This window comes from Streptomyces sp. JN8 (assembly GCF_055808075.1).
On record NZ_CM147852.1, the window covers coordinates 5,335,323 to 5,359,363 of the forward strand.

Sequence of the window (24,041 nt, forward strand, 5' to 3'; positions counted from 1 at the left end):
GTCAGCCGCGCGGAACGCGAACGACACCCTCCTGGATGACCGAGATGGCGAGCCGGCCGTCCTGGGTGTAGATCCGCGCCTGGCCCAGGCCGCGTCCGCCGGACGCGGTGGGCGACTCCTGGTCGTACAGGAGCCATTCGTCGGCCCGGAAGGGCCGGTGGAACCACATCGCGTGGTCCAGGGACGCCCCGACGACGTCCCCGACGGCCCAGCCGCCCCGCCCGTGCGCGAGCAGGACGGAGTCGAGCAGCGTCATGTCGGAGACGTACGTGGCGAGGACGACGTGGAGCAGGGGGTCGTCGGCCAGCTTGCCGTTGGTGCGGAACCAGACCTGGGAGCGCGGCTCGCGCGGTTCGCCGACGGAGCCCCACGGGGGGACCTCGGCGTAGCGGAGGTCGACGGCCGCGCGGGCCTCGATCAGCCGGTCCGCGACCTCGCGCGGGAGGTGGCGGGGCAGCATCTCGGCCGGGGTGGGCAGCGACTCGGGGTCCGGCGCGGCCGGCATGTCGGCCTGGTGGTCGAGTCCCTCCTCGTACGTCTGGAACGACGCCGAGAGGTGGAAGATCGGCTGCCCGTGCTGGACGGCGACGACCCGCCGGGTGGTGAAGGAGCGTCCGTCGCGGATCCGGTCGACCGTGTAGACGATCGGCGCGCCCGGGTCCCCGGGGCGGAGGAAGTACGCGTGGAGCGAGTGCGCCGGGCGGTCGTCGGGAACAGTCCGGCCGGCCGCCACCAGGGCCTGGGCGGCCACCTGGCCGCCGAAGACGCGCGGGACGAGCGCGGAGCGGGACTCGCCCCGGAAGATGTCCCGCTCGATCCGCTCCAGGTCGAGCAGATCGAGCAGGCCATCCAGCGCCGTGGGGGCGTGGGGCACTTACAGGCCCATCGACTTGGCGATGATCGACTTCATGATCTCGCTGGTGCCGCCGTAGATGCGGTTGACGCGGTTGTCGGCGTACAGGCGGGCGATCGGGTACTCGTTCATGTAGCCGTAGCCGCCGTGCAGCTGGAGGCAGCGGTCGATGACGCGGTGCGCGACCTCGGTGCAGAAGAGCTTGGCGCTCGCGGCCTCGGCCGGGGACAGCTCGCCCGCGTCCAGGGCCTCCAGGGCGCGGTCGGCGACCGCCTCGGCGGCGTCGACCTCGGCCTGGCAGGCGGCCAGCTCGAACTTGGTGTTCTGGAAGTGGGCGACCGGCTTGCCGAAGACGGTGCGGTCCTGCACGTACTCCTTGGCGAACCGGACGGCGGCCTTGGCCTGGGCGTACGCGCCGAAGGCGATGCCCCAGCGCTCGGAGGCCAGGTTGTGGCCGAGGTAGGAGAAGCCCTTGCCCTCCTCGCCGAGGAGGTCCTCGACGGGCACCTTGACGTCGACGAAGGCCAGCTCGGCCGTGTCCGAGGTGCGCAGGCCGAGCTTGTCCAGCTTGCGGCCGATGGAGTAGCCCTCGGACTTCGTGTCCACGGCGAAGAGGGAGATGCCGAAGCGGCGGTCCTCGGCCGTCGGGGCGGAGGTGCGGGCGCAGACGATCACGCGGTCGGCGTGGACGCCGCCGGTGATGAAGGTCTTCGCGCCGTTGAGGACGTAGTGCGTGCCGTCCTCGGAGAGCTTGGCGGTGGTCTTCATGCCCGCGACGTCGGAGCCGGTGCCCGGCTCGGTCATCGCGAGGGCCCACATCTCCTCGCCGGTGACGAACTTCGGCAGGTAGCGCTTCTTCTGGTCGCCGGTGGCGAGCATCTTGATGTACGGCAGGGCGAGCAGCACGTGGACGCCGGAGCCGCCGAACTGCACGCCCGCGCGCGAGGTCTCCTCGTAGAGGACGGCCTCGAACTTGTGGGTGTCCAGGCCCGCGCCGCCGAACTCCTCGGGCACGTTGATGCCGAAGACGCCCAGCTCGCCGAGCTTGTCGTAGAACTCGCGCGGCGCCTGGCCGGCCGCGAACCACTCGTCGTAGACCGGCACGACCTCGGCCTCGATGAAGGCGCGGATGGTCTCCCGGAACGCCTCGTGGTCCTCGTTGAATACGGTACGGCGCACGGTGCGGCTCCTCCGGTGTGCGGGCCCAGTTGTCTAAGCGCTTGCTCAGTCTGTCGTCAACGAAGTTACCCAGCAGTCACCCGCCCTGTCCAGAGTCCTCGCCTGTGATCCAGGCCCGCCCCGCGGAGTCGTACCCGTACACGGGCCGGCCCTTCGCCCCGCTCGTACGGAAGGGCGCGCCGTCCTCGTCCCCGATCCTCACCGTGCCCCGGCGCCCCTCCGAGCTCCACTCCAGCTCCAGGTACCAGCGGCAGTCGCAGCGCGCCGTCCCCGCCGAGACCAGCAGCTCCTCCGGCTCGCCGACGCTGACCGCGTACGGGAAGGAGACCGCGGGGAGCGTCCGGCCCTCCTGCCCGGAGGCGTCGTACCCGTCCCGTGCCCGCGCCACCGGCCGCGGCCGGTCCAGGTCCACCTCGAAGCGGCGCGGCGTCACCGCCCCGCCGCACCCGTCGTCCATCCGGTACGCCGTCCACGGCAGCGGGGCGCCCCGCTCGACCACCCGCACGTGCAGCGCCTGGAGCACCACGGCCGCCGTGCCCTTCCCCTGCACCGACACCCGCACGAGCGTCCTCCCGCCGTCCACGGCCCCCTGCGCCGCCGCCCAGCTCCGCGCGTCGGCGGCCTCCGGCGGGGGAGGGGGCGTCCGCCGTGCGAGGTAGGTGTGCCCGCAGCCGTTCTCCCAGAGGTCGGAGGCGACCGTCCACGTGAGCGGCGCCGGCGGTGCGGCGGGCCGCCCGGGGTCCTTGCCGGGCAGGAGTACGGCTCCGAGCGCCAGCGTCCCGGCGACCGCCAGCGCCCCGCCGAGCACGCCCGGCCACCCCCAGCGGCGCCTCCGCCGCTCCGACGGGAGGTCCGGCACGCGCGCGTGCACGGGGTCCAGCTCGGGTGCGGGCGCCGCCTCCGGGGCCGCCGCGGGCGCCGGGGCCGGCCCGTGCCCGGGCGCGAGCCCGGGGCCGGGTCCGGGCTCCTGGCTCGGTTCGGGCTCGGGGCTCGGTGCGCGCTCCGGGCCGGGCGCGGGGCGCGGTGCCGCCGTCGGCTCCGTGCGCGTCTGCGGCGCGGGCTCCCCGCGGGGTTCCGGCACCGGCGGGCGGCGGGCGTCGTCCGCGCGGGTCCAGGCCGCCTCCAGGGCCCGCCGCTCCTCCTCGTCCGCGCCGCACAGCAGGGCGAGGCGCTCGACCACGGCGAACTCCTCCGGGACGGTCGCGCCGGAGCAGTAGCGGTGGAGGGTGGAGGCGCTGACGCTCAGCCGCCGGCCCAGTGCCTCGTAACTCCTCCCGTCCCGCGCCTTCAGCGCGCGCACGAGCCCCGCGAACTCCTCGACGGCGGCGTCCTTCGGCATTCCATCCCCCTCGACCCTGCGTCCCACCCTTCACGTCCTTGCACGTCAGCGGGGGTGGAATGGTTCCGGGACGGAGGGCGGGCGTGCCACCGTTGCGGCCGGCGGGCGCCGGACCCGACGCTGGTGGAGCACTGACCGAACCACCCGACGGGGGATCCACCACCATGAACAAGCTCCGCACCGCACTGGCCACCGCCGCCGCCACCGCCCTGGGCCTCGCGGCCCTCGCCACGGGCCCGGCGCAGGCCGCCGCGCAGCCCGCCTTCCTCGCCGCCTCCCAGATGCCGCCGTCGGCGACCCCGTGGACCGCCACCCAGGTCTTCACCGGCGTCCCGGAGAACGGCGGCGCCCTCTGCGCCCCGTACAAGATCCCGGCGCAGAACTCCCGCTACCGCGAGTTCAGCACCGAGCTCGACACCAACGGCGTCCAGATCACCAACGTCGCCCGCACCGAGGCCGACGCCGTGAAGCTGGTCGACACCCTGCGCAAGTCCCTCGCCGGCTGCGGCCCCCTGCTCCAGCAGCAGAACCCGGGCCTGAAGGCCGTCAGCGCCGCCCACGGCAAGGTCGCCGTCGAGGAGGGCGCCTGGGTCTACAGCCTGGACACCGCCGACCCGCAGATCGGCAGCACCGACATCCACCTCTTCTCGGTGGGCCGCGACGGCCGGACCGTCACCTTCGTCCGCTGGGGCCAGATGGGCGACCTGAAGGACGCCCCGCTGACCGCCTTCAAGACGACGACGAAGACGGCCGTGAACAAGCTCTACTGATCCGGGGGCCACTGATCCGGGCGCTCTCCCGAGCGCCCGGCACGGCCCCGCGCCGCCCCGCGCCTCAGCGGGACCCGAGCGCGAACCACAGCTCCATCCGCACGTCCGGGTCGTCCAGGTCCCGGTCGAGGAGCGCCGCGCAGCGGGCGATGCGCTGGCGGACGGTGTTGCGGTGCACCTCCAGGGCCACCGCCGTCCGGTCCCAGCTGCCGTGCAGCGACAGCCAGGTGCGCAGGGTCTCCCCGAGCGGTTCCGTGAGGGGGCCGAGCAGGGCGCGGGCGTGGGCGGCGGCCTCGTCCGGGTCCACCAGGGCGGCGAGTCCGCCCGGGCGGTGCCGGACCAGGGGCGCCCGGACGGCCTCCGCCCGGCGCAGGGCGCGGGCGGCCTGCGCGTCGGCCGCGGCGAGCTCGTCGGCCGCGGCGGGCGCGGCGACCCCGAGGGTCCAGCCGGGCTGCTCGGTGACGGGCGTGGAGGCGGGCAGCAGCAGGCGGACGGTCACGGGGGTGCCGTCACGCCGGCCGCCGCCCGCCTCCACGGCGTCCGCCCGGCCGGTCCCTCCGCCGGCCTCGCCCGCGTCCACCAGCGGGGTCCCCAGTGCCGCGGCCAGCGAGGCCGCCGCGAAGGGGGTGCCGTCGCCGCCCGCCGCGTGCACCACCGTCCACGGACCCGCGCCCAGCGTCTCCGCGATCTCCGGCGGGGCCGCGCCCAGCAGCAGCCGGACCAGGGCCCCGTCCCGTACGGCCGCCTCCGCGCCCCGGTGCGGGGCCGTCAGCAGGGACAGCAGGACGACCGCGACCCCCGCGACCGTGTGGTCCCCGGGGCCGCGCCGCTCCGTCGCCACCCCGAGCGTCAGCCCGTCCCCGCCGCCGAGCGCGTACGCGGCCAGCTGGAGCCCGCCGCCGTCGCCGCTCGCCGAGGCGGGTCCGCCGGGACGCGGCCCCAGGACGCCCACGAGGTCCCGCAGGGCGCGCGCCGCCTCCGCCGGCACCTCCCGGCCGGCCGCCGCCGACTCCGTGCCGTCCGCCGCGAAGAGCGCCGCCCGCCCGCCGAGCCGGGAGGCGAGCGCGCCGAGCACCGCCGGGACGGGGGCCGGCCGGGCCGCGGCCGCCGCCAGGGACTGCTGCGCCTCCGTCACCCGGCGGAGCTCGTGCAGCCGGGCCTCCGCCATCAGCCGCCACAGCGCCCGCGCCACCGCGGTGAACGGTGTCCTCGGCGGCACCTCGACCAGCGGCAGCCCGTGCCGGGCGCAGGCCTCGACGAGTTCCGCCGGGACCGTGTCGTACACCGGGGTCACGCCGAAGGCGAGCGCCGCCGCCCCCGCCTCCACCACCCGCGCCACGTAGTGCGCCGGGTCGGCGAGCAGGACCCCCGCCGTCATGAGGAGCTCACCGCCGAGGAGGTACGGGTACGGGTCGGCCATCTCCGAGGTGTGCACCCAGTGGATCGGGACGTCCTCCGGCCCGGCGAGCAGCCGCAGCCCGAGGTCCCGCCGGGCGAGCAGCGCGGTGAGCGGGACGGGCGGCGCGGGAGGGGTGGGGGTGGGCTCGGCGGAGGTCATGGCCATGGATCCTTCGTACATCCCCCGCCCGGTCGGTGGAGGAAACGTACACTTCAACGTCGCTTTCCGGCCACCTACTGTCATGGCATCCGGAGGCCGCGGGTACGGGCGGATGTCCCCGCGACCAGCTTCCGGTCTCTCCCCTGCACGACACGCCACCGAGGTGAACGAAGGAGGCCGCATGGCCGTCGACTACGCAGTGATAGCCCTGTACCTGGCCGGCATGCTCGCGATGGGCTGGTGGGGCATGCGCCGCGCCAAGTCCAAGAGTGAGTTCCTGGTCGCGGGCCGGCGCCTCGGACCCTGGATGTACTCCGGCACGATGGCCGCCATCGTCCTCGGCGGCGCCTCGACCATCGGCGGTGTCGGCCTCGGCTACAAGTACGGCCTCTCGGGGGCCTGGATGGTCTTCGCCATCGGCCTCGGCCTGCTCGCGCTGAGCGTGTTCTTCTCCGCCCGGATCGCCCGGCTGAAGGTCTACACCGTCTCCGAGATGCTCGACCTGCGCTACGGCGGCCGGGCCGGCGTCATCTCGGGCGTCGTCATGTGGGCGTACACGCTGATGCTCGCGGTCACCTCGACCATCGCCTACGCGACGATCTTCGACGTCCTCTTCGACCTGCCGAGGACCCTCGCGATCGTCCTCGGCGGCACCATCGTCGTCGCCTACTCGACGCTCGGCGGCATGTGGTCGATCACCCTCACCGACATGGTGCAGTTCGTGGTGAAGACCATCGGCGTGCTGCTCCTGCTGCTGCCGATCGCCGTCGTCAAGGCCGGCGGCTTCGCCGAGATGAAGGCGGCGCTGCCCCCCTCGTACTTCGAGCCCCTCGGCATCGGCGGCGAGACGATCTTCACCTACGTGCTGATCTACACCTTCGGCATGCTCATCGGCCAGGACATCTGGCAGCGGGTCTTCACCGCGCGCACCGACAAGGTCGCCCGGTGGGGCGGCACCGTCGCCGGCACCTACTGCCTCGCCTACGCCCTCGCCGGCGCCGTCATCGGCACCGCGGCGAAGGTGCTCTACCCGAAGCTGCCGAGCGCGGACGACGCCTTCGCCACCATCGTCAAGGACGAGCTGCCGATGGGCGTCCGGGGCCTCGTCCTCGCCGCCGCCCTCGCCGCCGTGATGTCGACCTCCTCCGGCGCGCTGATCGCCTGCGCCACCGTCGCCAACAACGACATCTGGTCGCGGCTGCGGGGCGGATCCGGCGCCACCGGGGCGGACGACCACGACGAGGTGAAGGGCAACCGCGCCTTCATCCTGATCATGGGCGTCGCCGTCATCCTCATCGCCATCGCCCTCAACGACGTCGTCCAGGCCCTCACCGTCGCCTACAACCTGCTGGTCGGCGGGCTGCTCGTGCCGATCCTCGGCGGGCTGCTCTGGCGCCGCGGCACGGTCCAGGGCGCGCTCGCCGCGGTCGCCGTCGGCGGACTGGCCGTCATCGGCCTGATGTGGGCTTACGGAATCCTTGCAAATGAGCCTGTTTACTATGGTTTGTTGGCATCCCTTGCCGCTTATGTGATCGTTTCCCTGGCCACCCGCCCGACGGACGCCGCCGTGCTCGCGCACTGGCGCGCCCGCCTCGCGGGCCGGGAGACCCCCGAGGCCGACGCGACGCCGGAGACCGTGCCGGCCGCCGCGACCGGCTGACGCACCGAGACCCCCGGCCGGGGCCCCGAGACCCGGGCCCCGGCCGGACCCCACCGAAACACCCAGGAGGACCCGACCATGAGCAGCAGCGACCAGAACACCCCGCGCGGCCCGATCGACTCGTCCCGCATCCCGCGGTACGCCGGTCCCGCGACGTTCGCCCGGCTGCCGCGGCTCGACGAGGTCGGCACCGCCGACATCGCCGTGGTCGGCGTCCCCTTCGACAGCGGCGTCTCGTACCGCCCCGGCGCCCGCTTCGGCGGCAACGCCATCCGCGAGGCCTCCCGCCTGCTGCGCCCCTACAACCCGGCGCAGGACGCCTCCCCGTTCGCCCTCGCCCAGGTCGCGGACGCCGGCGACATCGCCGCCAACCCGTTCAACATCAACGAGGCCGTCGAGACCGTCGAGGCCGCCGCGGACGAGCTGCTGAACTCCGGCGCACGCATGATGACCCTCGGCGGCGACCACACCATCGCGCTGCCCCTGCTCCGCTCCGTCGCCAAGAAGCACGGCCCCGTCGCCCTGCTCCACTTCGACGCGCACCTCGACACCTGGGACACGTACTTCGGCGCCGAGTACACCCACGGCACCCCGTTCCGCCGCGCCGTCGAGGAGGGCATCCTCGACACCGAGGCGCTCTCCCACGTCGGCACCCGCGGCCCGCTGTACGGCAAGCAGGACCTCACCGACGACGAGAAGATGGGCTTCGGCATCGTCACCTCGGCCGACATCTACCGCCGCGGCGCCGACGAGGTCGCCGACCAGCTCCGCCAGCGCATCGGCGACCGCCCGCTGTACATCTCCATCGACATCGACTGCCTCGACCCGGCCCACGCCCCCGGCACCGGCACCCCGGAGGCGGGCGGCATGACCTCCCGCGAGCTCCTGGAGATCCTCCGCGGCCTCTCCTCCTGCAACCTGGTGTCGGCGGACGTCGTCGAGGTCGCCCCGGCCTACGACCACGCCGAGATCACCGCGGTCGCCGCCTCCCACACCGCGTACGAGCTGACGACGATCATGTCCCGCCAGATCGCCGAGAGCCGCGCCGCGCAGTAGCACCCGCCGGGGGTGTGCCGTGTACCTTCCGCCCGGGGCACTCCCCGGCGGAACGCACGGCACACCCCCGACCCGCCGGGCCGCATCCGACCGACCACGCCACGCCCAGAGGGACGCCATGACCCACGACCACGACCTGGTACTCCGGCCCACGGAGGCGCAGACGACCGCCGCGCTCAACCCGCCCGCCGGGCGGAACGGCGGCGACCTCGTCGTCGAGACCCTCACCGGCCTCGGCGCCACCACCGTCTTCGGCCTCCCCGGCCAGCACGCCCTGGGCATGTTCGACGCCCTGCGCCGCTCCTCCCTCCGGTACGTGGGCCTCCGCGTCGAGAACAACGCGGGCTTCGCCGCCGACGCCTACGGCCGCATCACCGGCGAGGCGGCCCCGCTGCTGCTCTCCACCGGCCCCGGCGCCCTCATGTCGCTCGCCGCGCTCCAGGAGGCCGCCGCCGCCTCCGCGCCCGTCCTCGCGATCGGCAGCCAGATCCCGGCGGCCGGCCTCGGCGGCGGCCGGCACGGCTACCTCCACGAGCTGCGCGACCAGCAGGCCTCCTTCCGGGACGTCGTGAAGTCCGTCCACACGGTCCGTACGCAGTCCCAGATCCCGTCCGCCATCGCCGCGGCCTGGGAGTCGGCGCTCACCGCCCCGCACGGCCCCGTCTGGGTCGAGATCCCGCAGGACGTGCTCCTCGCGGAGACCACCCTGCCGGTCGTGACGGCCATGGACGCGACGCCCGAGGACATCGCCCCGCGTCCCGAGCTGACCGCGGTCGCCGCCCACCTCCTGGCGAACGCCGAGCGCCCGGCGATCATCGCGGGCGGCGGAGTCGTCCGCTCCGACGCCTCGGGCAAGCTCCTCGCGCTCGCCGAGCGGCTCGACATCCCCGTCGTGACGACCTTCGGCGGCAAGGGCGCGTTCCCCTGGGAGCACCCGCTCTCGCTCCAGTCCTGGCTGGAGGACCGCCACACCACCGACTTCCTGGAGGACGCCGACGTCCTGCTCGTCGTCGGCTCCGGGCTCGGCGAGCTGTCCTCGAACTACCACACCTTCGCGCCGCGCGGCCGGGTGATCCAGATCGAGGCGGACGCCGGGAAGCTGGAGTCCAACCACCCCGCGCTCGGCATCCACGCGGACGCCCGGCTCGCGCTCCAGGCCCTCCTGGAGACGGTGGAGGAGCGCCGGGACGCCACCGCTCCCGAGCGGGTCTCGGCCGTCCTGAAGAAGGTCCGCGACCGGATCGCGGCGCAGGGCCTGGACCTGGAGCAGCAGATCGTCGCGGCGGTGCGGGAGGCGCTCCCCGCTCGCTCCCCGAGCTTCTGGGACATGACGATCCTGGCGTACTGGGCGTGGTCGGCCTTCGACGCCCGGCACCCGAACACGATGCACTCCGCGCAGGGCGCGGGCGGCCTCGGCTACGCCTTCCCCGCGGCGCTCGGCGCGGCGGCGGCCGACCCGAGCGGGCCGGTGCTCGCGGTGTCCGGCGACGGCGGCGCGATGTACTCGATCGCCGAGCTGGCGACGGCGCGGCAGTACGGCCTCGACGTGACGTGGCTGATCGTCGACGACGGCGGCTACGGCATCCTGCGCGAGTACATGACGGGCGCGTTCGGCGAGGCGACGGGCACGGAGCTGTCCCGGCCCGACTTCGTGGCCCTCGCGGAGTCCTTCGGCGTCCCGGCGACCTCGACGACCCCGGAGAACCTGGCGGCGGACCTCGCGAAGGCGCTCGCCGCCCCGGGCCCCTCGGTCGTCGTCCTCCCCGCCCTCCTCAGGATGTTCGAACCGACGCACCTCTGACGGCGCCGACTGCGCTGACGGAGCCGACGGCGCCGCCCCGGCGGCCCCGCCCGACCCGGGCGGGGCCGCCCGGCCCACCACCGGATCCGGGCCGGGCCGCCGCGGCCGCTCACCCGCTCGGCCGCGAGCCGCTCACCCGACGAGCCCCTCCCACTCCTTCCGGTAGGCGGCGAGCCGCTCCTCGTACCCCTGCCGGAACGCCGCCGCCTCGTCCTGCCGCAAGCCGTCCCGGGACACCCGCCGCGCCGGCAGCAGCCGGACCGCGTCGGCCATCACGGCCGCCGCCGCCTCGGCGACGACCCCGCCGCGCTCACGCGCCAGGAACGCCTGCTGCCCGGCCTCGCCCAGCAGCCGCCAGCAGACGTTGCGGGGGTTGCCCGCCGTCCGCTCCAGCTGCCGGGCCTCCGCGGGCAGCACCCGCCCGGCCCTGGCCAGCCCCCCGACCGCGAGCAGCGCCGCGTACAGCTGCCCCCACGCGTACGGCATCCCGTCCTCGACCCGTGCCACGTACCACCTCTTCTCCCGGACACCCGGGGCCGGCCCGAGGACGGCCCGCCGGGTTCCCTACCCACCACCGCACCCCTTCCCGCACCCCGGGGCTCGCGGACGCATCCGCGCGCCGGTTTGTTGCGGCGGGATGAAATCGCAGTCCAGCCGTGTTGGGCCTTCCGGTAGAGCAGGACGGAACGGGAGGCCACTCGTGGCGGCGGTCGGGGAGAAACAACAGGGCTGGGCGCGCAGGCTCGCCGGGTACGCATGGCGGTACAAGGCGAACACCGTCCTCGCGCTCGGGTCCTCGCTGGCCGGCATGGCCGTCCTCGCCCTCGTCCCACTGGTCACCAAGGTGATCATCGACGACGTCATCGGGGCGAAGACCCGGGACCTCGCCGTCTGGACCGGCCTCCTCATCGGGGCCGCCGCCCTCGTCTACGCCCTGACCTACGTCCGCCGGTACTACGGCGGCCGCCTCGCCCTCGACGTCCAGCACGACCTGCGCACCGACATGTACGCCACCATCACCCGGCTCGACGGGCGACGGCAGGACGAACTGTCCACGGGGCAGGTCATCGGGCGGGCCACCAGCGACCTCCAGCTCATCCAGGGCCTGCTGTTCATGCTCCCGATGACCATCGGGAACGTCCTCCTCTTCCTCATCTCGCTGGGCGTCATGGCCTGGCTGTCCCTGCCGCTGACCCTCGTCGCACTCGCCGTCGCCCCGGCCCTCTGGGTCATCGCCAAGCGCAGCCGCACCCGCCTCCACCCCGCCACCTGGCACGCCCAGCAGCAGGCCGCCCTCGTCGCCGGAGTCGTCGACGGGGCCGTGAGCGGCGTCCGGGTCGTGAAGGGCTTCGGCCAGGAGGACCAGGAGACCGGCAAGATCCGCGAGGCCGGACGGAAGCTGTTCGCCGGCCGGCTGCGGACCGTCCGGCTGAACTCGCGCTACACCCCGGCCCTGCAGGCCGTCCCCGCCCTCGGCCAGGTCGCCGTCCTCGCCCTGGGCGGCTGGCTCGCCTACCGCGGCCAGATCACCCTCGGCACCTTCGTCGCCTTCTCCGCCTACCTGGCCTCCCTGGTCGGCCCGGTCCGCATGCTCGCGATGGTCCTCACCGTCGCCCAGCAGGCCCGCGCCGGCGTCGAGCGGGTCCTCGACCTCGTCGACACCGAGCCGCTCGTCACGGACGGGGGCAAGGAGCTGCCCGCCGACGCGCCCGCCACCGTCGAGTTCGACGACGTGTCCTTCGCCTACGAGGCCGCCGACGGCCGGACCCGTCCCGTCCTCGACGGCTTCTCGCTGGAGATCGGGGCCGGCGAGACCGTCGCCGTCGTCGGAGCCTCCGGTTCCGGCAAGTCCACCCTGTCCCTCCTCCTCCCGCGCTTCTACGACGTCGACCACGGCGCCGTCCTGGTCGGCGGCCACGACGTCCGCGAGCTCACCCTGGACTCGCTGCGCGCCGCGATCGGCCTCGTCCCCGAGGACTCCTTCCTCTTCTCCGACACGGTCCGCGCCAACATCGCGTACGGCCTGCCGGACGCCACGCAGGAGCAGATCGAGGCCGCCGCCCGCGCCGCGCAGGCGGACCGCTTCATCGCCGAGCTTCCCGAGGGGTACGACACCCGGGTCGGCGAGCACGGGCTCACCCTCTCCGGCGGCCAGCGCCAGCGCGTCGCCCTGGCCCGCGCGATCCTCACCGACCCGCGGCTCCTCCTCCTCGACGACGCCACCTCCGCCGTCGACGCCAAGGTCGAGCACGAGATCCACGAGGCCCTGAAGGCGGTGATGGCGGGCCGCACCACCCTGCTCATCGCCCACCGCCGTTCCACCCTCGGCCTCGCCGACCGCATCGCCGTCCTGGAGGGCGGCCGGCTCGCCGACCTCGGCACCTACGCCGAGCTGGAGGAGCGCTCCCCGCTCTTCCGCCGCCTGCTCACCGACCCGGACGAGCTGGGCGCCGTCTCCCCGGGCCACCCCACCCCGGTCGAGCCGCCCGAGGACCGCACCCTGCGGGCCGAACTGGACGCCGAGTTCGACGCCGAGCGCGGCATCACCCCCACCCTGTGGGTGCGCGACGAGGCGGCCGAGCGGGAGAGCGACGCCCCCGGAGCCACCCCCGAGCTGCTCGCGGCCGTCGAGGCCCTGCCGCCCGCCACCGACACCCCCGGCATCGACGAGGCCCGCGCCGTCTCGCCCGAGGACAGCTACGGCCTGCGCCGGCTGCTCCGCGGGTTCGGCGTCCCGCTGCTCATCAGCCTCGGCCTGGTCGCCGTGGACGCCGGCGCCGGCCTGCTGCTGCCGGTCCTCATCCGGCACGGCATCGACGAGGGCGTGAACCGGCTCGCGATCGGCGCCGTCTGGGCGGCCTCCGCGCTCGCCCTGGTCACCGTGCTCGTGCAGTGGGTCGCGCAGACCGCGGAGACCCGGATGACCGGCCGCACCGGCGAACGGGTCCTCTACGCGCTGCGCCTGAAGATCTTCGCCCAGCTCCAGCGGCTGGGCCTGGACTACTACGAGCGCGAGCTGACCGGCCGGATCATGACCCGGATGACCACGGACGTGGACGCCCTGTCGACGTTCCTGCAGACGGGCCTGGTCACCGCCTTCGTCTCCGTGGTGACCTTCTTCGGGATCATGGTCGCGCTGCTCGTGCTCGACCTCCAGCTCGCCCTGGTGGTCTTCGCGACCCTGCCGGTCCTCGCGGTCGCCACGTACTTCTTCCGCCGCTCCAGCGTGAAGGCGTACGAGCTGGCCCGCGAGCGGATCAGCGTCGTCAACGCCGACCTCCAGGAGTCCGTCTCCGGCCTCCGGATCGTGCAGGCCTTCCGCCGCGAGGAGTCCGGAGCGGCCCGGTTCGCCGAGCGCAGCGACCACTACCGCGAGGCCCGCGTCCGCGGCCAGTGGCTGATCTCCGTCTACTTCCCGTTCGTCACCCTGCTGTCCTCGGTGGCCGCCGCGGCCGTCATGATCGTCGGGGCGAACCGCATCGACGGCGGCACGCTCACCACCGGCGCGCTGGTCGCCTACCTCCTCTACATCGACCTGTTCTTCGCCCCCGTGCAGCAGCTCTCGCAGGTCTTCGACGGCTACCAGCAGGCCGCCGTCTCGCTCAAGCGGATGCAGGAGCTCCTCCAGGAGCCGACGTCGACGGCCGCCGCGCCCGCGCCCCTGGACGTGCTGTCGCTGCGCGGCGAGATCGCCTTCGAGGACGTGTCCTTCGCCTACGGCGGCGAGGACGGCGCCCCGAAGGAGGAGACCGCCCTCACCGGCATCGACCTGCGCATCCCGGCCGGTCAGACCGTCGCGTTCGTCGGCGAGACCGGCGCCGGGAAGTCCACCCTGGTCAAGCTGGTCGCCCGGTTCTACGACCCGACGGCCGGCCGGGTCACCGCCGACGGCACCGACCTGCGCGACCTCGACCTCACCGCGTACCGGCACCGCCTCGGCGTCGTCCCGCAGGAGGCCTACCTCTTCGCCGGCACGGTCCGCGACGCCATCGCGTACGGCCGTCCCGAGGCGACGGACGCGGAGGTGGAGGCGGCGGCCCGGGCGGTCGGCGCCCACGACATGATCGCCACCCTCGACGGCGGCTACCTCCACGAGGTCGCCGAGCGGGGCCGGAACCTGTCCGCGGGCCAGCGCCAGCTCATCGCCCTCGCCCGCGCCGAACTCGTCGACCCGGACATCCTGCTCCTCGACGAGGCCACCGCGGCCCTCGACCTGGCCACCGAGGCCCAGGTCAACCACGCCACCGACCGCCTCTCCGGACGCCGGTCCGGCGGGGTGCCCCCGGCCGGCGCGCCCGCCGAGGGCCCCGGCGGGCGCACCACCCTGATCGTCGCCCACCGGCTGACCACCGCCGCCCGCGCCGACCGGGTCGTCGTCATGGACCACGGCCGGGTCGCGGAGGACGGCACCCACGAGGAGCTCCTCGCCCTGGACGGCCGCTACGCGACGCTGTGGCGGACCTTCATCGGCGAGACCGCCGACGAGGGGGAGCCGGAGCGGGTCTGAGCACCCGGAGACCCCGCGGGCGAGCACCCGCGGGGATCTCCCGGGCCGCGTGTGCCCGCCGGACGAGGGGCGGAGGCAACCATTCCGCGCCGGGGTGCGTCGTACGCCCGTACGCCGATCCACTCGGGAGGGGAACGCATGGCCACGGACACGCAGCAGGCACGACGTGGCCCGCGGCTGCTCGCCCGGGTGCTCGCGCCGCTCCTCGCGGCCCTCGTGCTTGTCCTGACCCCGGACACCCTCGTCCCCGGGGCCGGCGCCGGCACCGCCGACGCGGTCTCCGTCTGCCAGGGCCGCCCCGCCCGCACGATCACCTTCGCTACCGGCGAGCTCCGGCTCTACCGCACCCGGCACTACGCCTGCGCGGTCACCGTCGCCAAGCGCCCCGGCGCCCGCCGTCCGATGGCCGTCTCGCTGCAGCCGCGCGGCGGCCGGCCCGCCGTCCAGGCAGGCCGGTTCGCGCGGCAGGCCGGCCCCGTCACCGTCCACGCCCTCAACCGCTGTGTCCGGGCGAGCGGTTCGGTGGCCGGGAGGGGTACGTCCGTGGGCTGGATCCTGTGCTGATGTACAGGAAAGTCCAAGGGTAAGGATCAACTGGGTCTGGCGGTCCGCACGTTGCCCCCGCTAGGTTCGCGACACCGTTGTGAACCAAGGAGGGTGAATGCGCAAGTCGCTGAGATGGGCGCTGTCGCTTTCGGTGCTCATAGGCACCGTGGCACCGACCGGCGTGGCTACCGCCGCGGACACGGACACGGACAGCACGGCCGTCGTCGACTCGCAGAGCACGGACATCAAGGACCGCATCCTGGCGATCCCCGGGATGAGCCTGATCGAGGAGAAGCCGTACGCGGGCTACCGCTTCTTCGTCCTGAACTACAAGCAGCCGATCGACCACCGCCGCCCGTGGGCCGGCACGTTCGACCAGCGGATCTCCGTCCTCCACAAGGACACGAGCCGCCCGACCGTCTTCCGGACCAGCGGATACTCGCTGAGCACCACCCCGAGCCGCGCCGAGCCGACGCGGATCGTCGACGGCAACCAGGTCTCCATGGAGTACCGCTTCTTCACGCCGTCCCGCCCGCAGCCCGCCGACTGGTCGAAGCTCGACATCTGGCAGGCGGCCAGCGACCAGCACCGGATCTTCACCGCACTGAAGAAGATCTACGGCCAGAAGTGGCTCTCCACGGGCGCCTCCAAGGGCGGCATGACCGCCACGTACTTCGAGCGCTTCTACCCGAACGACATGGACGGCGTCGTCGCCTACGTGGCCCCGAACGACGTGGTCAACAAGGAGGACTCGGCCTACGACCGGTTCTTCGCGACCGTCGGCACCAAGGAGTGCCGCGACCGGCTGAACGGCATGCAGCGCGAGGCCCTGCTCCGCCGCGGGCCCCTGGAGGCCAAGTACAAGGCGTGGGCCGAGTCGGAGGGCGCCACCTTCAACACCATCGGCACCCTGGACAAGGCCTTCGAAGCCGTCGTCCTCGACTTCGTGTGGGGCTTCTGGCAGTACTACGGCGAGGACGTCTGCGACCAGATCCCGGACGCCCGGACCGCGAGCGACGACACCGTCTACGAGACGATCGACGCCTACTCCGGCTGGTCCGCGTACACCGACCAGGGCCTGGAGCCGTACACGCCGTACTACTACCAGGCGGCGACGGAGCTCGGCTCGCCCGACATCAAGCAGCCGCACCTCAAGGGCCTGAGCCGCTACGGCTACCAGCCCGCGCGCAACTTCGTGCCGCGCGAGATCCCGATGAAGTTCAAGCCGCACGCCATGCGCGACGTGGACGACTGGGTCCGCAAGAACGCGAACCGGATGCTGTTCGTGTACGGCGGCAACGACCCGTGGGGCTCCGAGAAGTTCCACCTGGGCAAGAGCGCCCGCGACAGCTACGTGTACGTGGCGCCGGGCGCCAACCACGGCGCGAACGTCGACGGGCTCGTCGAGGCCGAGCGGAACAACGCCACCGCCCGCATCCTCGCCTGGGCCGGCGTCCCCGCCCCGGCCGTCCAGGCGGCGCAGCCGCTGGCCCGCTTCGACGCGCGCCTCGACCGGAAGGTCGACGAGGACGCGACGAAGGAGCACGGCCTGCGGCCGTGACCCGCGCGGGGGCGGGGCGCGCCGGCGGCCCGCCCCGCCCCCGCCGTGTCAGCCGCTCCGGCGGTACGACAGGCCGTGTCCCACCGGGTAGAGCACCGTCGCCGGGTCGTCGGCGCTCTGCACCGGGACCGGCAGCCTGCCCCCGGGCCGCGCCCGGCCCGCCAGGACCCTCGCGGCGGCGCGGAGTTCGACGTCGGTCCAGGAGTAGGTGGCGAGCGCGGCCCGCTGGCCGGAGGTCCGGGCGACGTCGTACGGGTTGCGGATCGCGATCGTCACGACGGGCACCCCGGTCGCGGCCAGCCGCGCCACGAGCGTGCGCTGCGTACTGGCCGCGGTGACGTTGTACGTGCCCACCACGACGACGTCCTTCCCGGCGGCCGCCGCCACCGCCTCCTCGATCCGCGCGGCGGTCGGGGCGGTCCCGGTGGAGAGCGCGGTCGCGGTGAACCCCAGCTCCGTCAGCGCGGTCGCGAGCGTCGTGGTCGGCGGGCCGGTCGTGCCCGACGGGGAGGCCGGGTCGGCGCCCACGACCAGGACCGAGCGATGGCGGGTCCGGTCCAGCGGCAGGAAGCCGCCCTCGTTGACGAGCAGGGTCGTGGTCGCCTCGGCGATCCGGTCGGCCTGGGCGAGGTGGGCCGCGGTGCCGACCACCCGCTCGACACCGGCCCGGGTGACGTACGCGTTCCGGAACAGGCCGAGCTTCGACTTGAGCCGCAGGATCCGCAGGATCGATTCGTCGAGCCGGGCCTCCGTCAGTTCGCCCTCCCGGACGGCCCTCAGGACCGCGTTCCAGGCCACGTCCAGCTTCGGCGGGTTGAGCAGCTGGTCCACGCCGGCCTTCAGGGCGAGGACCGGGACGCGCTCGTCGCCGTACTTGGTGCGCACCCCCTCCATGCCGAGCGCGTCGGTGACCACCACGCCGTCGTAGCCGAGCTCCTCGCGGAGGATGCCGGTGAGGATCGGCCGGGAGAGCGTCGCCGGGTCCTCGCTCGGGTCGAGGGCGGGCACCACGATGTGCGCGGTCATGATCGAGTCGATCCCGGCGGCGATCGCGGACCGGAACGGCGGAGCGTCGAGCTCGCTCCACTGGGCCCGGGTGTGGGTGATCGTCGGGAGGCCGTAGTGGCTGTCGACGGCGGTGTCGCCGTGCCCCGGGAAGTGCTTGGAGGTGGCCGCGACCCCGGCCCGCTGGTATCCCTTGACCTGCGCGGCGACCAGGCCGGCGACCGCCGCCGGGTCGGAGCCGAAGGAGCGCACGCCGATGACCGGGTTGGCCGGGTTGACGTTGACGTCGGCGACCGGGGCGTAGTTCTGCCGGATGCCGACGGCCGCCAGTTCGGCGCCCGCGATCTGCGCCGCGCGGCGGGCGTCGGCGTGCGAGCCGCCCGCGCCGAGGGCCATGGCGCCGGGCACCAGGGTGGCCGGCTCGCCCATCCGGCAGACGATGCCGTGCTCCTGGTCGGTGGAGATGAGCGCGGGGACGGGCGTGGGCTGGGCCAGCGCGGCCTGCTGGATGCCGTTGGACAGCGCGGCGATCTGCTGCGGGTCCCGGGTGTTGTGGGCCCAGGAGAAGTAGATGACTCCGCCCACGTGGTACCGCTCGACGAGCTCGGCGGCCGTACGGACGCCGATCTCCTGGAGGTTGGCGTCGATGTCCGCCTGGTCGGGTGCGGTGGCCGAGTGGCCGTACACCCGCATCACGAAGAGCTGGCCGACCTTCTCCTCCAGGGACATGCGGTCGATGATCCGCCGGAGCCTCCGGTCGTCGTACCGGTCCTGTCCGGCGAGGGCGGGGCTGCTCGCCCCGGTGACGGCGGCCGCTGCCGCGGCGGCGGTCACCGTGAGGAGGGTGCGTCGGGAGGGGGCGGGGGCGCGGTGGTGCACTGATGCTCCTTCCGGCCGTGCGAGGTTGAAGGAATCCAGATGCGGACTCCTCGGAAGCCCGTGAAGGAAACTTCCAAGGAGTCACGGATAGCCCGAAAGTAACTGCCAGGTCAAGGACCTGCGCACGAATCACCCACGGCGGCGATCCCGGGCCAGAGCTCCTGGAGCGTACGGACCGTCTCCCGGATCGCCGGGCGCCGCGCCGCCCCGGTCCGCCACATGGCGTGCAGCCGGCGCGTCGGCACCGGGTCCAGCCGGACCGGCCCCACCTCCGGCGGCAGCGCCCCGCGCCCCGGCGCGGCACCAGCGCGATGCCCAGACCGGCGGCCACCAGGGCGACCTGCGTGTGGTCCTCCTCCGCCTGATGGACGATCAGTGGCTCGAAGCCGGTCTCCCGCAGCGTCCGCGTCAGCCAGTCGTGGCAGACCGTCCCCGGCGGCTGCGAGATCCACCGCTCCGCCGCCGGCTCCTCCCGGCGCACCGCGTCCCGCCAGGCGAGCGGATGCCCCCGGTGGACCAGGATGTCGCACAGGTCGTCGCCGATCACCGCCTGCCCGACCCCCGGCGGCACCGGCAGCGGGGCGATGTCCCAGTCGTGGGCCACCGCCAGGTCGATCACCCCGCGGGCCACCAGGTCCACCGACACGTGCGGATCCACCTCCGAGAGCCGGGCGTCGACCTCGGGGGGCGCCCGGCCCAGCTCCGCGCTGGTGCGCGGCGGCGCTGCTCGTCGGGGGAGGGGCCCTGACCTCGTTCGCGCCCGGTCGCCGGGCCGCCGGGAATCCCGTGGCGGCGCCCGCGCCCGCGGCCGTATCGTCGACCGGCCGTCCCCTCGGCGAGGAACGGCCCGCGACCAGCGAGGAGAGGCCCGTATGACCTTCGAGGACATCACCGTCGACGCCCCCGATCCGGCCCCCGGAGCGGTGCTGCTCGCCGGGATCCCCGGCAGCGGGAAGTCCACCGTCGCGGCGGCCCTCGCGGCCCGCTTCGCGCGCGCCGCGCACATCGAGGTCGACGGACTCCAGTCCCTCATCGTGAGCGGCGGCCACTGGCCCACCCCGGACGGCGACCCGGAGGCGGACCGCCAGATCCTGCTCCGCGCCCGCAACGCCTGCCTGCTGGCCGGCAGCTTCGCGGCCGCGGGCTTCCTCCCGGTCGTCGACGACGTGGTCGTACGCCGCTCGCACCTGGACCACTACCGCGCCCACAGCACGGTGGCCGCGCTCCACCTGGTGGTCCTGGCCCCCGGACCCGCCAAGGCCTGGGAGCGCAACAACGCCCGGGACAAGCGTCTGACGACCGACTGGACCTTCCTGGACGAGGCGATGCGCGAGGAACTGTCGGGCGAGGGCGTCTGGATCGACAACGCGGACCTCACGGTGGCGGAGACGGTCGACGCGGTCCTCGCCGCGACCGGCCTGACCCCGGCGGCGTAGCCCGCCGGACCCCGCCCGTGGGCGGGGTCCGGCGGGCCCGCTCCCGCTCGGGCAGCGGCACGGTCAGGCGAACATGTCGGCGAGCAGCTCGGGGCCGATCAGGAGGGGCGCCGGGCGGTAGGCGGGCGGCTGCGCTCCCGCCAGCTCGCGGACCAGGAAGTCCCAGCAGCGGGTGCGGACATGGGCCAGGCAGTCGATGAAGGTGTGCTCGGCCCCGGGCACCACGTGCAGTTCGAAGTCCTTGCCGGCGGCGAGGAGCCGCTCGGCGAGCCGCAGGGTCTGCTGCGGGTGGACCTGGTCGTCCATCTCGCCGTGGACGAGCAGCAGCCTCCCGGCCAGCCGGTCGGCCAGGTCCAGGTTGGAGGTCCGGGCCCAGGCCGCGGGGGCGCCGGCGCCGTCGTACGCCTCGACGAAGCCGGCGTTGAAGGTGGGGGCGTCGTGCGAGCCGGAGAGCGCCACCCCGGCCCGGTAGACCTCGGGGAAGTCGAGCAGGGCGCGCGCCGCGGCGAACCCGCCCCCGGAGTGGCCGAAGACGCCGACCCGGTCCAGGTCCATCCACGGCCGGGTCCCGGCCAGCTGCCCCAGTGCCGCGACGTGGTCGGCGAGCGAGCCCGCGTCGGCCAGCCGGCCGGAGGAGGCGTCGTGGAAGGCCTTGCTCCGTCCCGGGGTGCCCCGGCCGTCCAGCGCGATCACCACGAAGCCGAGGGCCGCCAGGGGCTCCGCGTCCAGGCCCATGCCGCCGGGGTCGAAGCACGGGGCGACCCGGTTGACCTGCGGCCCGGGGTAGAGGGTGTCCACCACCGGGTAGCGCCGGGCGGGGTCGAAGCCCCGCGGACGGTACAGCACCCCGTAGACGTCGGTCTCGCCGTCGGCCGCCTTGACGCGGAAGCGCTCCGGCGCGGTCCACCCGGTGGCGACGAGCCCGGTGACGTCGGCGCGCTCCAGCTCCACCAGGACCCGGCCGGTCCAGTCGCGGACGGTGGTCACGGGGGCGGTGTCGACGGTGGACGCCGAGTCGACGAAGTACTCCCGGGCGTACGGGCCCTCCGGCTGGACGGTGACGTGGTCGAGCGCGTCGTCGGTGAGCCGGGTGAAGCCGGAGCCGTCCAGGCCGACCCGGCACACGGTGCGGCGGTACGGGTCCTCCTCGACGAGCCCGGAGGCGGTGAAGTACACGACCCGCTCCGCCTCGTCGACGCGCAGGATCTGCCGGACCAGCCACGGTCCGGAGGTGACCCGGCCGAGCAGTTCGCCGGTGTGCAGGTCGTAGCGGTAGAGGTGGCCCCAGCCGTCGCGCTGCGAGAACCACAGCACCTCGTCGGCGAGCACCCGCACGAGGGGCGGCTCCGTCATCCACTGGTTGGGCTCGACCCGGGTCTCGCCGGACTCGCCGATCAGGGTGGCGACCTCGCCGGTGACCGGGTCGAGGCGGTTCAGGGTGAGGGAGCGGTGGTCGCGGGACCGGGCGAGGAAGTGGACGGCCGAGCCGTCCGCGGACCACCAGGCCCACTTCACGGTGACGGGCGACACGTGGGTCATGATCAGGGGCTCGGTCCGGGCCCGGACGACCGTGCCCTCGGCGACGTCGAGCACGACCAGCTCGGCCAGCGGCAGGTGCTCGTCCCCGGCGTACGCGTACGGCTGGGTGTGCGGGCGCGGGGCGCCGCCGTCGGCGGGCCGGGCCTCCACCAGGTGGGTCCGGCGGACCTCGCGCTCGTCGGTCCGGTGCGCGAGGACCCTGGTCGAGTCCGGCGACCAGGCGACCGCGGGCGGCAGGTGGGGCAGGCCGAGCTTGCGGAGCAGGGTGGCGTTCCCGGTCGCGGCGGGACCCCGGCCATAGGCGTGGCCGGGGGCGCCGTCCGTGGTCAGGGGCCACTCGCGGCCGTCGGACAGCGACCGGGCCCACAGGTCGTGCCCGCGCTGGGACACCGCCGACCTGCCGTCGGGCGAGATCACGTCGAGGGGGTTGCCCGGGGCGGTGAACTCGGCCGGCCCGCAGGTGTACGCGTCGAGGTCGCAGCGCCAGTAGGCGCCGAACGCCGCGAACCGGACCTCGCCGTCGGAGAGTTCGATGCCGGGGAACGGCAGGGCCTCGGGGTCGACCGGCTGCCCGGCGGCGGCGGCCAGCGAGGCGGCCAGCCGGGCGTGGTCGAAGGCGGGGCGCCGGCTGCCCGCCGCGGGGTCGACCAGCACGAACCGCTTGCCGGCTCCGTCGGCGACCGCGTACCAGAAGCGGGCGCCGCCGTCGATCCACTGCGGCCGGACCTTGTCGCCGACGACGAGCTCGCCCGGGCGGGCGGGGCGGCGGAGGAGCCGCTCGGCGGCCTGGTAGTTCTCGGTGGTGCTCATGCGGGGTGTCCGTCCTCGGGGTCGGTCGATGGCGAGCGGGTCGGGGTCGGTGGGATCGGTGGGTGGGATCGCTCGGGTCTCGCGTACAGGGCGGTGGCCGGAGCCGGAGCCGGGGGCCGAGTGGCCGCCGGGTGGTGCTCCGGCGGCGCTCCGGCGCGGCGGTTCAGAGGCTGCGGGCGGTGATGTCGCCGTACGAGGTGGTGGCGTGGACGGTCAGTCCGGCGGCGGCGCCCTCGGCGTTGACGAGGGCGTTGTGGACGCGGCCGTAGGCGGTGCCGGCGTTCAGGGTGGTGGAGACGCCGCGGGCGGCGCCGATCGCGATGGCGCCGGACTCGGTGCGCAGCACGACCGAGCCCCGGGTGGCCTCGGAGACGCGCAGGTCGCCCTTCTGGGTGCTGATCTCGGCGGATCCGCCGAGGCGGCCGACCGTGATGTCGCCCGCGAGCAGGGCGAGTCGGGCGCTCGCGGCCTCGTCGAGCTCGACCGTGCCCTGAGCGCCCTCGAACCGGACGTCGCCGAGCGGTCCGACGCCGCGGAGGTCGGCGGCGGCCGTCCTGGCCTCGACGGCGGAGCCGGCCGGGAGCTGGACGGTGACCTCGACGGAGCCGGAGTCGCCCAGGATCCGGTTCTTGGCCGGGGCGGCGGCGATCCGCAGGACGCCGTGGGCGAACTCGACCGAGACCTCCTCGGCCGCCTTCACGTCGTTGCCCTTGGCGGGGTTCGCGGGGCGGACGTCGACGGTGGCGTCGGCGCGGTCGGCGGCGACGAGCCGGATGCGGCCGGCGGGGATGTCGAGGACGGCGGTGACGGCGGCGGTGGTGTTGAACGTCTGCATGGTGCTTCTCCTTCGATCCGGTGTGCCGCCTGCTTGCGGCGCGCTGTTTCCGATGAGGGAAAAGCTACGTTGCGTTCACGGTGCTGGCAACATCCTCGTTGCGCAGAGTTGCCGTCATTGCAGGTCAGTTGAGGTAATTCGTTGCAACGGTTTCGCGGCTAACGCAACGAGAGGAGGCATGGATGTTGCAATGGGGTGGAGGTGAACGCACTGCGGGGCGGGGTGCGGCGTCCGGGCTCGGGGTGTGCGCGCTCGGGGGTGCGGGGGTCGGGCGTGCGGGGGTCGGGCGTGTGGGGGTCGGGGGTGCGGCCCCCGGGGCGCGCGGCCGCGGGCTGGTCGAACGCGCGCCCCCGCGCCCCCGCGCGCCCCGGGGTCGCTCCGTCCTGAGGTGGGCGCGACGTCCGGCGCCGACTGCCCTGATGCGAGGGCGCGTTCAGGTCACTGCATTCCGACGGCACCTCGCACGGCCGCCGCGGTCCGCGGCCATGGCCGCCGACGCGCCCGGCGGCTTCTCGCGGGTGCGGGAGGATCCGGGTGAGGTCAACCGGCCTTCACGCGAGGCGATATGGGCACCGAGAACCCGAAATCGGCCCGCAGCGACACGACTTCGCCCTCCGCCATCACGAACACGTCCGGCGGCGGCGTCGCGTCTCGCCGGAGGACCCCGTGACGTCCCGCCGCCCGCCCGCGGCGTACTCGACCCCGCG

At 74.3% G+C, this 24,041-nt stretch carries 16 protein-coding genes and 1 pseudogene; 8 read left to right on the top strand and 9 right to left on the bottom strand.

From position 1 onward, the window contains the following. Position 1: 1 nt before the first annotated feature. The 3 genes from ACY0MR_RS23555 to ACY0MR_RS23565 all read right to left on the bottom strand — a co-directional run bounded on the left by ACY0MR_RS23555 (position 2) and on the right by ACY0MR_RS23565 (position 3,371). Positions 2-874, bottom strand: a complete 873-nt coding sequence (locus tag ACY0MR_RS23555; protein ID WP_392863608.1) for an acyl-CoA thioesterase — start codon at positions 872-874, stop codon at positions 2-4. Beyond that, positions 875-2,032 (bottom strand): acyl-CoA dehydrogenase family protein, encoded by a 1,158-nt coding sequence (locus tag ACY0MR_RS23560; RefSeq protein WP_361852018.1) that lies wholly within the window; start codon positions 2,030-2,032, stop codon positions 875-877. It abuts the gene before it with no gap. Between the two features lie 76 nt (positions 2,033-2,108). Beyond that, entirely contained in the window at positions 2,109-3,371 is a 1,263-nt protein-coding gene (locus ACY0MR_RS23565; RefSeq protein ID WP_473555168.1) for a helix-turn-helix domain-containing protein, read from the bottom strand. Between the two features lie 164 nt (positions 3,372-3,535). Between ACY0MR_RS23565 and ACY0MR_RS23570 the strand changes: the two genes are divergently transcribed. After that, positions 3,536-4,141, top strand: coding sequence for a hypothetical protein (locus tag ACY0MR_RS23570; RefSeq protein ID WP_388798533.1), 606 nt, complete (start codon positions 3,536-3,538; stop codon positions 4,139-4,141). 64 nt (positions 4,142-4,205) lie between these two features. Here ACY0MR_RS23570 and ACY0MR_RS23575 read toward each other — a convergent pair whose 3' ends face one another. Beyond that, complete coding sequence (locus ACY0MR_RS23575; protein ID WP_473555170.1) at positions 4,206-5,720, bottom strand: PucR family transcriptional regulator ligand-binding domain-containing protein; 1,515 nt, start codon at positions 5,718-5,720, stop codon at positions 4,206-4,208. Between the two features lie 160 nt (positions 5,721-5,880). Here ACY0MR_RS23575 and ACY0MR_RS23580 point away from each other — a divergent pair, with 160 nt between their 5' ends. From ACY0MR_RS23580 to ACY0MR_RS23590, 3 genes are all read left to right on the top strand, one after another. Further along, positions 5,881-7,359 carry a sodium:solute symporter family protein gene (locus ACY0MR_RS23580; RefSeq protein ID WP_392863605.1) on the top strand — a complete coding sequence of 493 codons (1,479 nt, stop codon included), beginning with the start codon at positions 5,881-5,883 and terminating at the stop codon, positions 7,357-7,359. A 78-nt stretch (positions 7,360-7,437) separates the two neighbouring features. Next, positions 7,438-8,415 (top strand): agmatinase, encoded by a 978-nt coding sequence (gene speB / locus ACY0MR_RS23585; RefSeq protein ID WP_361862199.1) that lies wholly within the window; start codon positions 7,438-7,440, stop codon positions 8,413-8,415. Between the two features lie 118 nt (positions 8,416-8,533). Then, positions 8,534-10,216, top strand: coding sequence for a thiamine pyrophosphate-binding protein (locus ACY0MR_RS23590; RefSeq protein WP_403313412.1), 1,683 nt, complete (start codon positions 8,534-8,536; stop codon positions 10,214-10,216). A 132-nt stretch (positions 10,217-10,348) separates the two neighbouring features. Here the strand turns inward: ACY0MR_RS23590 and ACY0MR_RS23595 are convergent, their stop codons facing one another. Continuing rightward, positions 10,349-10,723, bottom strand: a complete 375-nt coding sequence (locus ACY0MR_RS23595) for a hypothetical protein (protein WP_388798543.1) — start codon at positions 10,721-10,723, stop codon at positions 10,349-10,351. A 193-nt stretch (positions 10,724-10,916) separates the two neighbouring features. Here ACY0MR_RS23595 and ACY0MR_RS23600 point away from each other — a divergent pair, with 193 nt between their 5' ends. The 3 genes from ACY0MR_RS23600 (at position 10,917) to ACY0MR_RS23610 (ending at position 16,830) form a co-directional block, all read left to right on the top strand. After that, positions 10,917-14,723 carry an ABC transporter ATP-binding protein gene (locus tag ACY0MR_RS23600; protein WP_473555173.1) on the top strand — a complete coding sequence of 1,269 codons (3,807 nt, stop codon included), beginning with the start codon at positions 10,917-10,919 and terminating at the stop codon, positions 14,721-14,723. A 138-nt stretch (positions 14,724-14,861) separates the two neighbouring features. Next, a complete protein-coding gene (locus ACY0MR_RS23605; protein WP_404082638.1) occupies positions 14,862-15,287 on the top strand; it encodes a hypothetical protein in 426 nt (141 codons plus the stop codon). A 97-nt stretch (positions 15,288-15,384) separates the two neighbouring features. Next, the gene (locus tag ACY0MR_RS23610) at positions 15,385-16,830 is read left to right on the top strand and encodes an aminopeptidase (RefSeq protein WP_404082635.1); all 1,446 of its coding nucleotides are present in this window, start codon (positions 15,385-15,387) and stop codon (positions 16,828-16,830) included. A gap of 48 nt (positions 16,831-16,878) precedes the next feature. Here the strand turns inward: ACY0MR_RS23610 and ACY0MR_RS23615 are convergent, their stop codons facing one another. Continuing rightward, the gene (locus ACY0MR_RS23615; RefSeq protein WP_361853405.1) at positions 16,879-18,714 is read right to left on the bottom strand and encodes a glycoside hydrolase family 3 protein; all 1,836 of its coding nucleotides are present in this window, start codon (positions 18,712-18,714) and stop codon (positions 16,879-16,881) included. 110 nt (positions 18,715-18,824) lie between these two features. Next, positions 18,825-19,444: pseudogene (locus tag ACY0MR_RS23620) on the bottom strand (LysR substrate-binding domain-containing protein); the annotation flags it as partial. A 142-nt stretch (positions 19,445-19,586) separates the two neighbouring features. Here ACY0MR_RS23620 and ACY0MR_RS23625 point away from each other — a divergent pair. Beyond that, complete coding sequence (locus ACY0MR_RS23625) at positions 19,587-20,150, top strand: AAA family ATPase (RefSeq protein ID WP_388798560.1); 564 nt, start codon at positions 19,587-19,589, stop codon at positions 20,148-20,150. A 63-nt stretch (positions 20,151-20,213) separates the two neighbouring features. Here the strand turns inward: ACY0MR_RS23625 and ACY0MR_RS23630 are convergent, their stop codons facing one another. Together ACY0MR_RS23630 and ACY0MR_RS23635 are read right to left on the bottom strand one after the other, a co-directional pair. After that, entirely contained in the window at positions 20,214-22,499 is a 2,286-nt protein-coding gene (locus tag ACY0MR_RS23630; protein ID WP_404082628.1) for a S9 family peptidase, read from the bottom strand. 163 nt (positions 22,500-22,662) lie between these two features. Then, positions 22,663-23,334: a DUF4097 family beta strand repeat-containing protein gene (locus ACY0MR_RS23635; RefSeq protein WP_404082626.1), complete on the bottom strand. Its 672-nt coding sequence runs from the start codon at positions 23,332-23,334 to the stop codon at positions 22,663-22,665. Positions 23,335-24,041: the final 707 nt, after the last annotated feature.

Bases quoted from the DNA above. Each gene is read 5' to 3' on its own strand.
- ACY0MR_RS23565 (WP_473555168.1), bottom strand. From the start codon at position 3,371: ATGCCGAAGGACGCCGCCGTCGAGGAGTTCGCGGGGCTCGTGCGCGCG.
- ACY0MR_RS23570 (WP_388798533.1), top strand. From the start codon at position 3,536: ATGAACAAGCTCCGCACCGCACTGGCCACCGCCGCCGCCACCGCCCTG.
- ACY0MR_RS23575 (WP_473555170.1), bottom strand. From the start codon at position 5,720: ATGTACGAAGGATCCATGGCCATGACCTCCGCCGAGCCCACCCCCACC.
- ACY0MR_RS23580 (WP_392863605.1), top strand. From the start codon at position 5,881: ATGGCCGTCGACTACGCAGTGATAGCCCTGTACCTGGCCGGCATGCTC.
- speB (WP_361862199.1), top strand. From the start codon at position 7,438: ATGAGCAGCAGCGACCAGAACACCCCGCGCGGCCCGATCGACTCGTCC.
- ACY0MR_RS23590 (WP_403313412.1), top strand. From the start codon at position 8,534: ATGACCCACGACCACGACCTGGTACTCCGGCCCACGGAGGCGCAGACG.
- ACY0MR_RS23605 (WP_404082638.1), top strand. From the start codon at position 14,862: ATGGCCACGGACACGCAGCAGGCACGACGTGGCCCGCGGCTGCTCGCC.
- ACY0MR_RS23610 (WP_404082635.1), top strand. From the start codon at position 15,385: ATGCGCAAGTCGCTGAGATGGGCGCTGTCGCTTTCGGTGCTCATAGGC.
- ACY0MR_RS23625 (WP_388798560.1), top strand. From the start codon at position 19,587: ATGACCTTCGAGGACATCACCGTCGACGCCCCCGATCCGGCCCCCGGA.
- ACY0MR_RS23630 (WP_404082628.1), bottom strand. From the start codon at position 22,499: ATGAGCACCACCGAGAACTACCAGGCCGCCGAGCGGCTCCTCCGCCGC.
- ACY0MR_RS23635 (WP_404082626.1), bottom strand. From the start codon at position 23,334: ATGCAGACGTTCAACACCACCGCCGCCGTCACCGCCGTCCTCGACATC.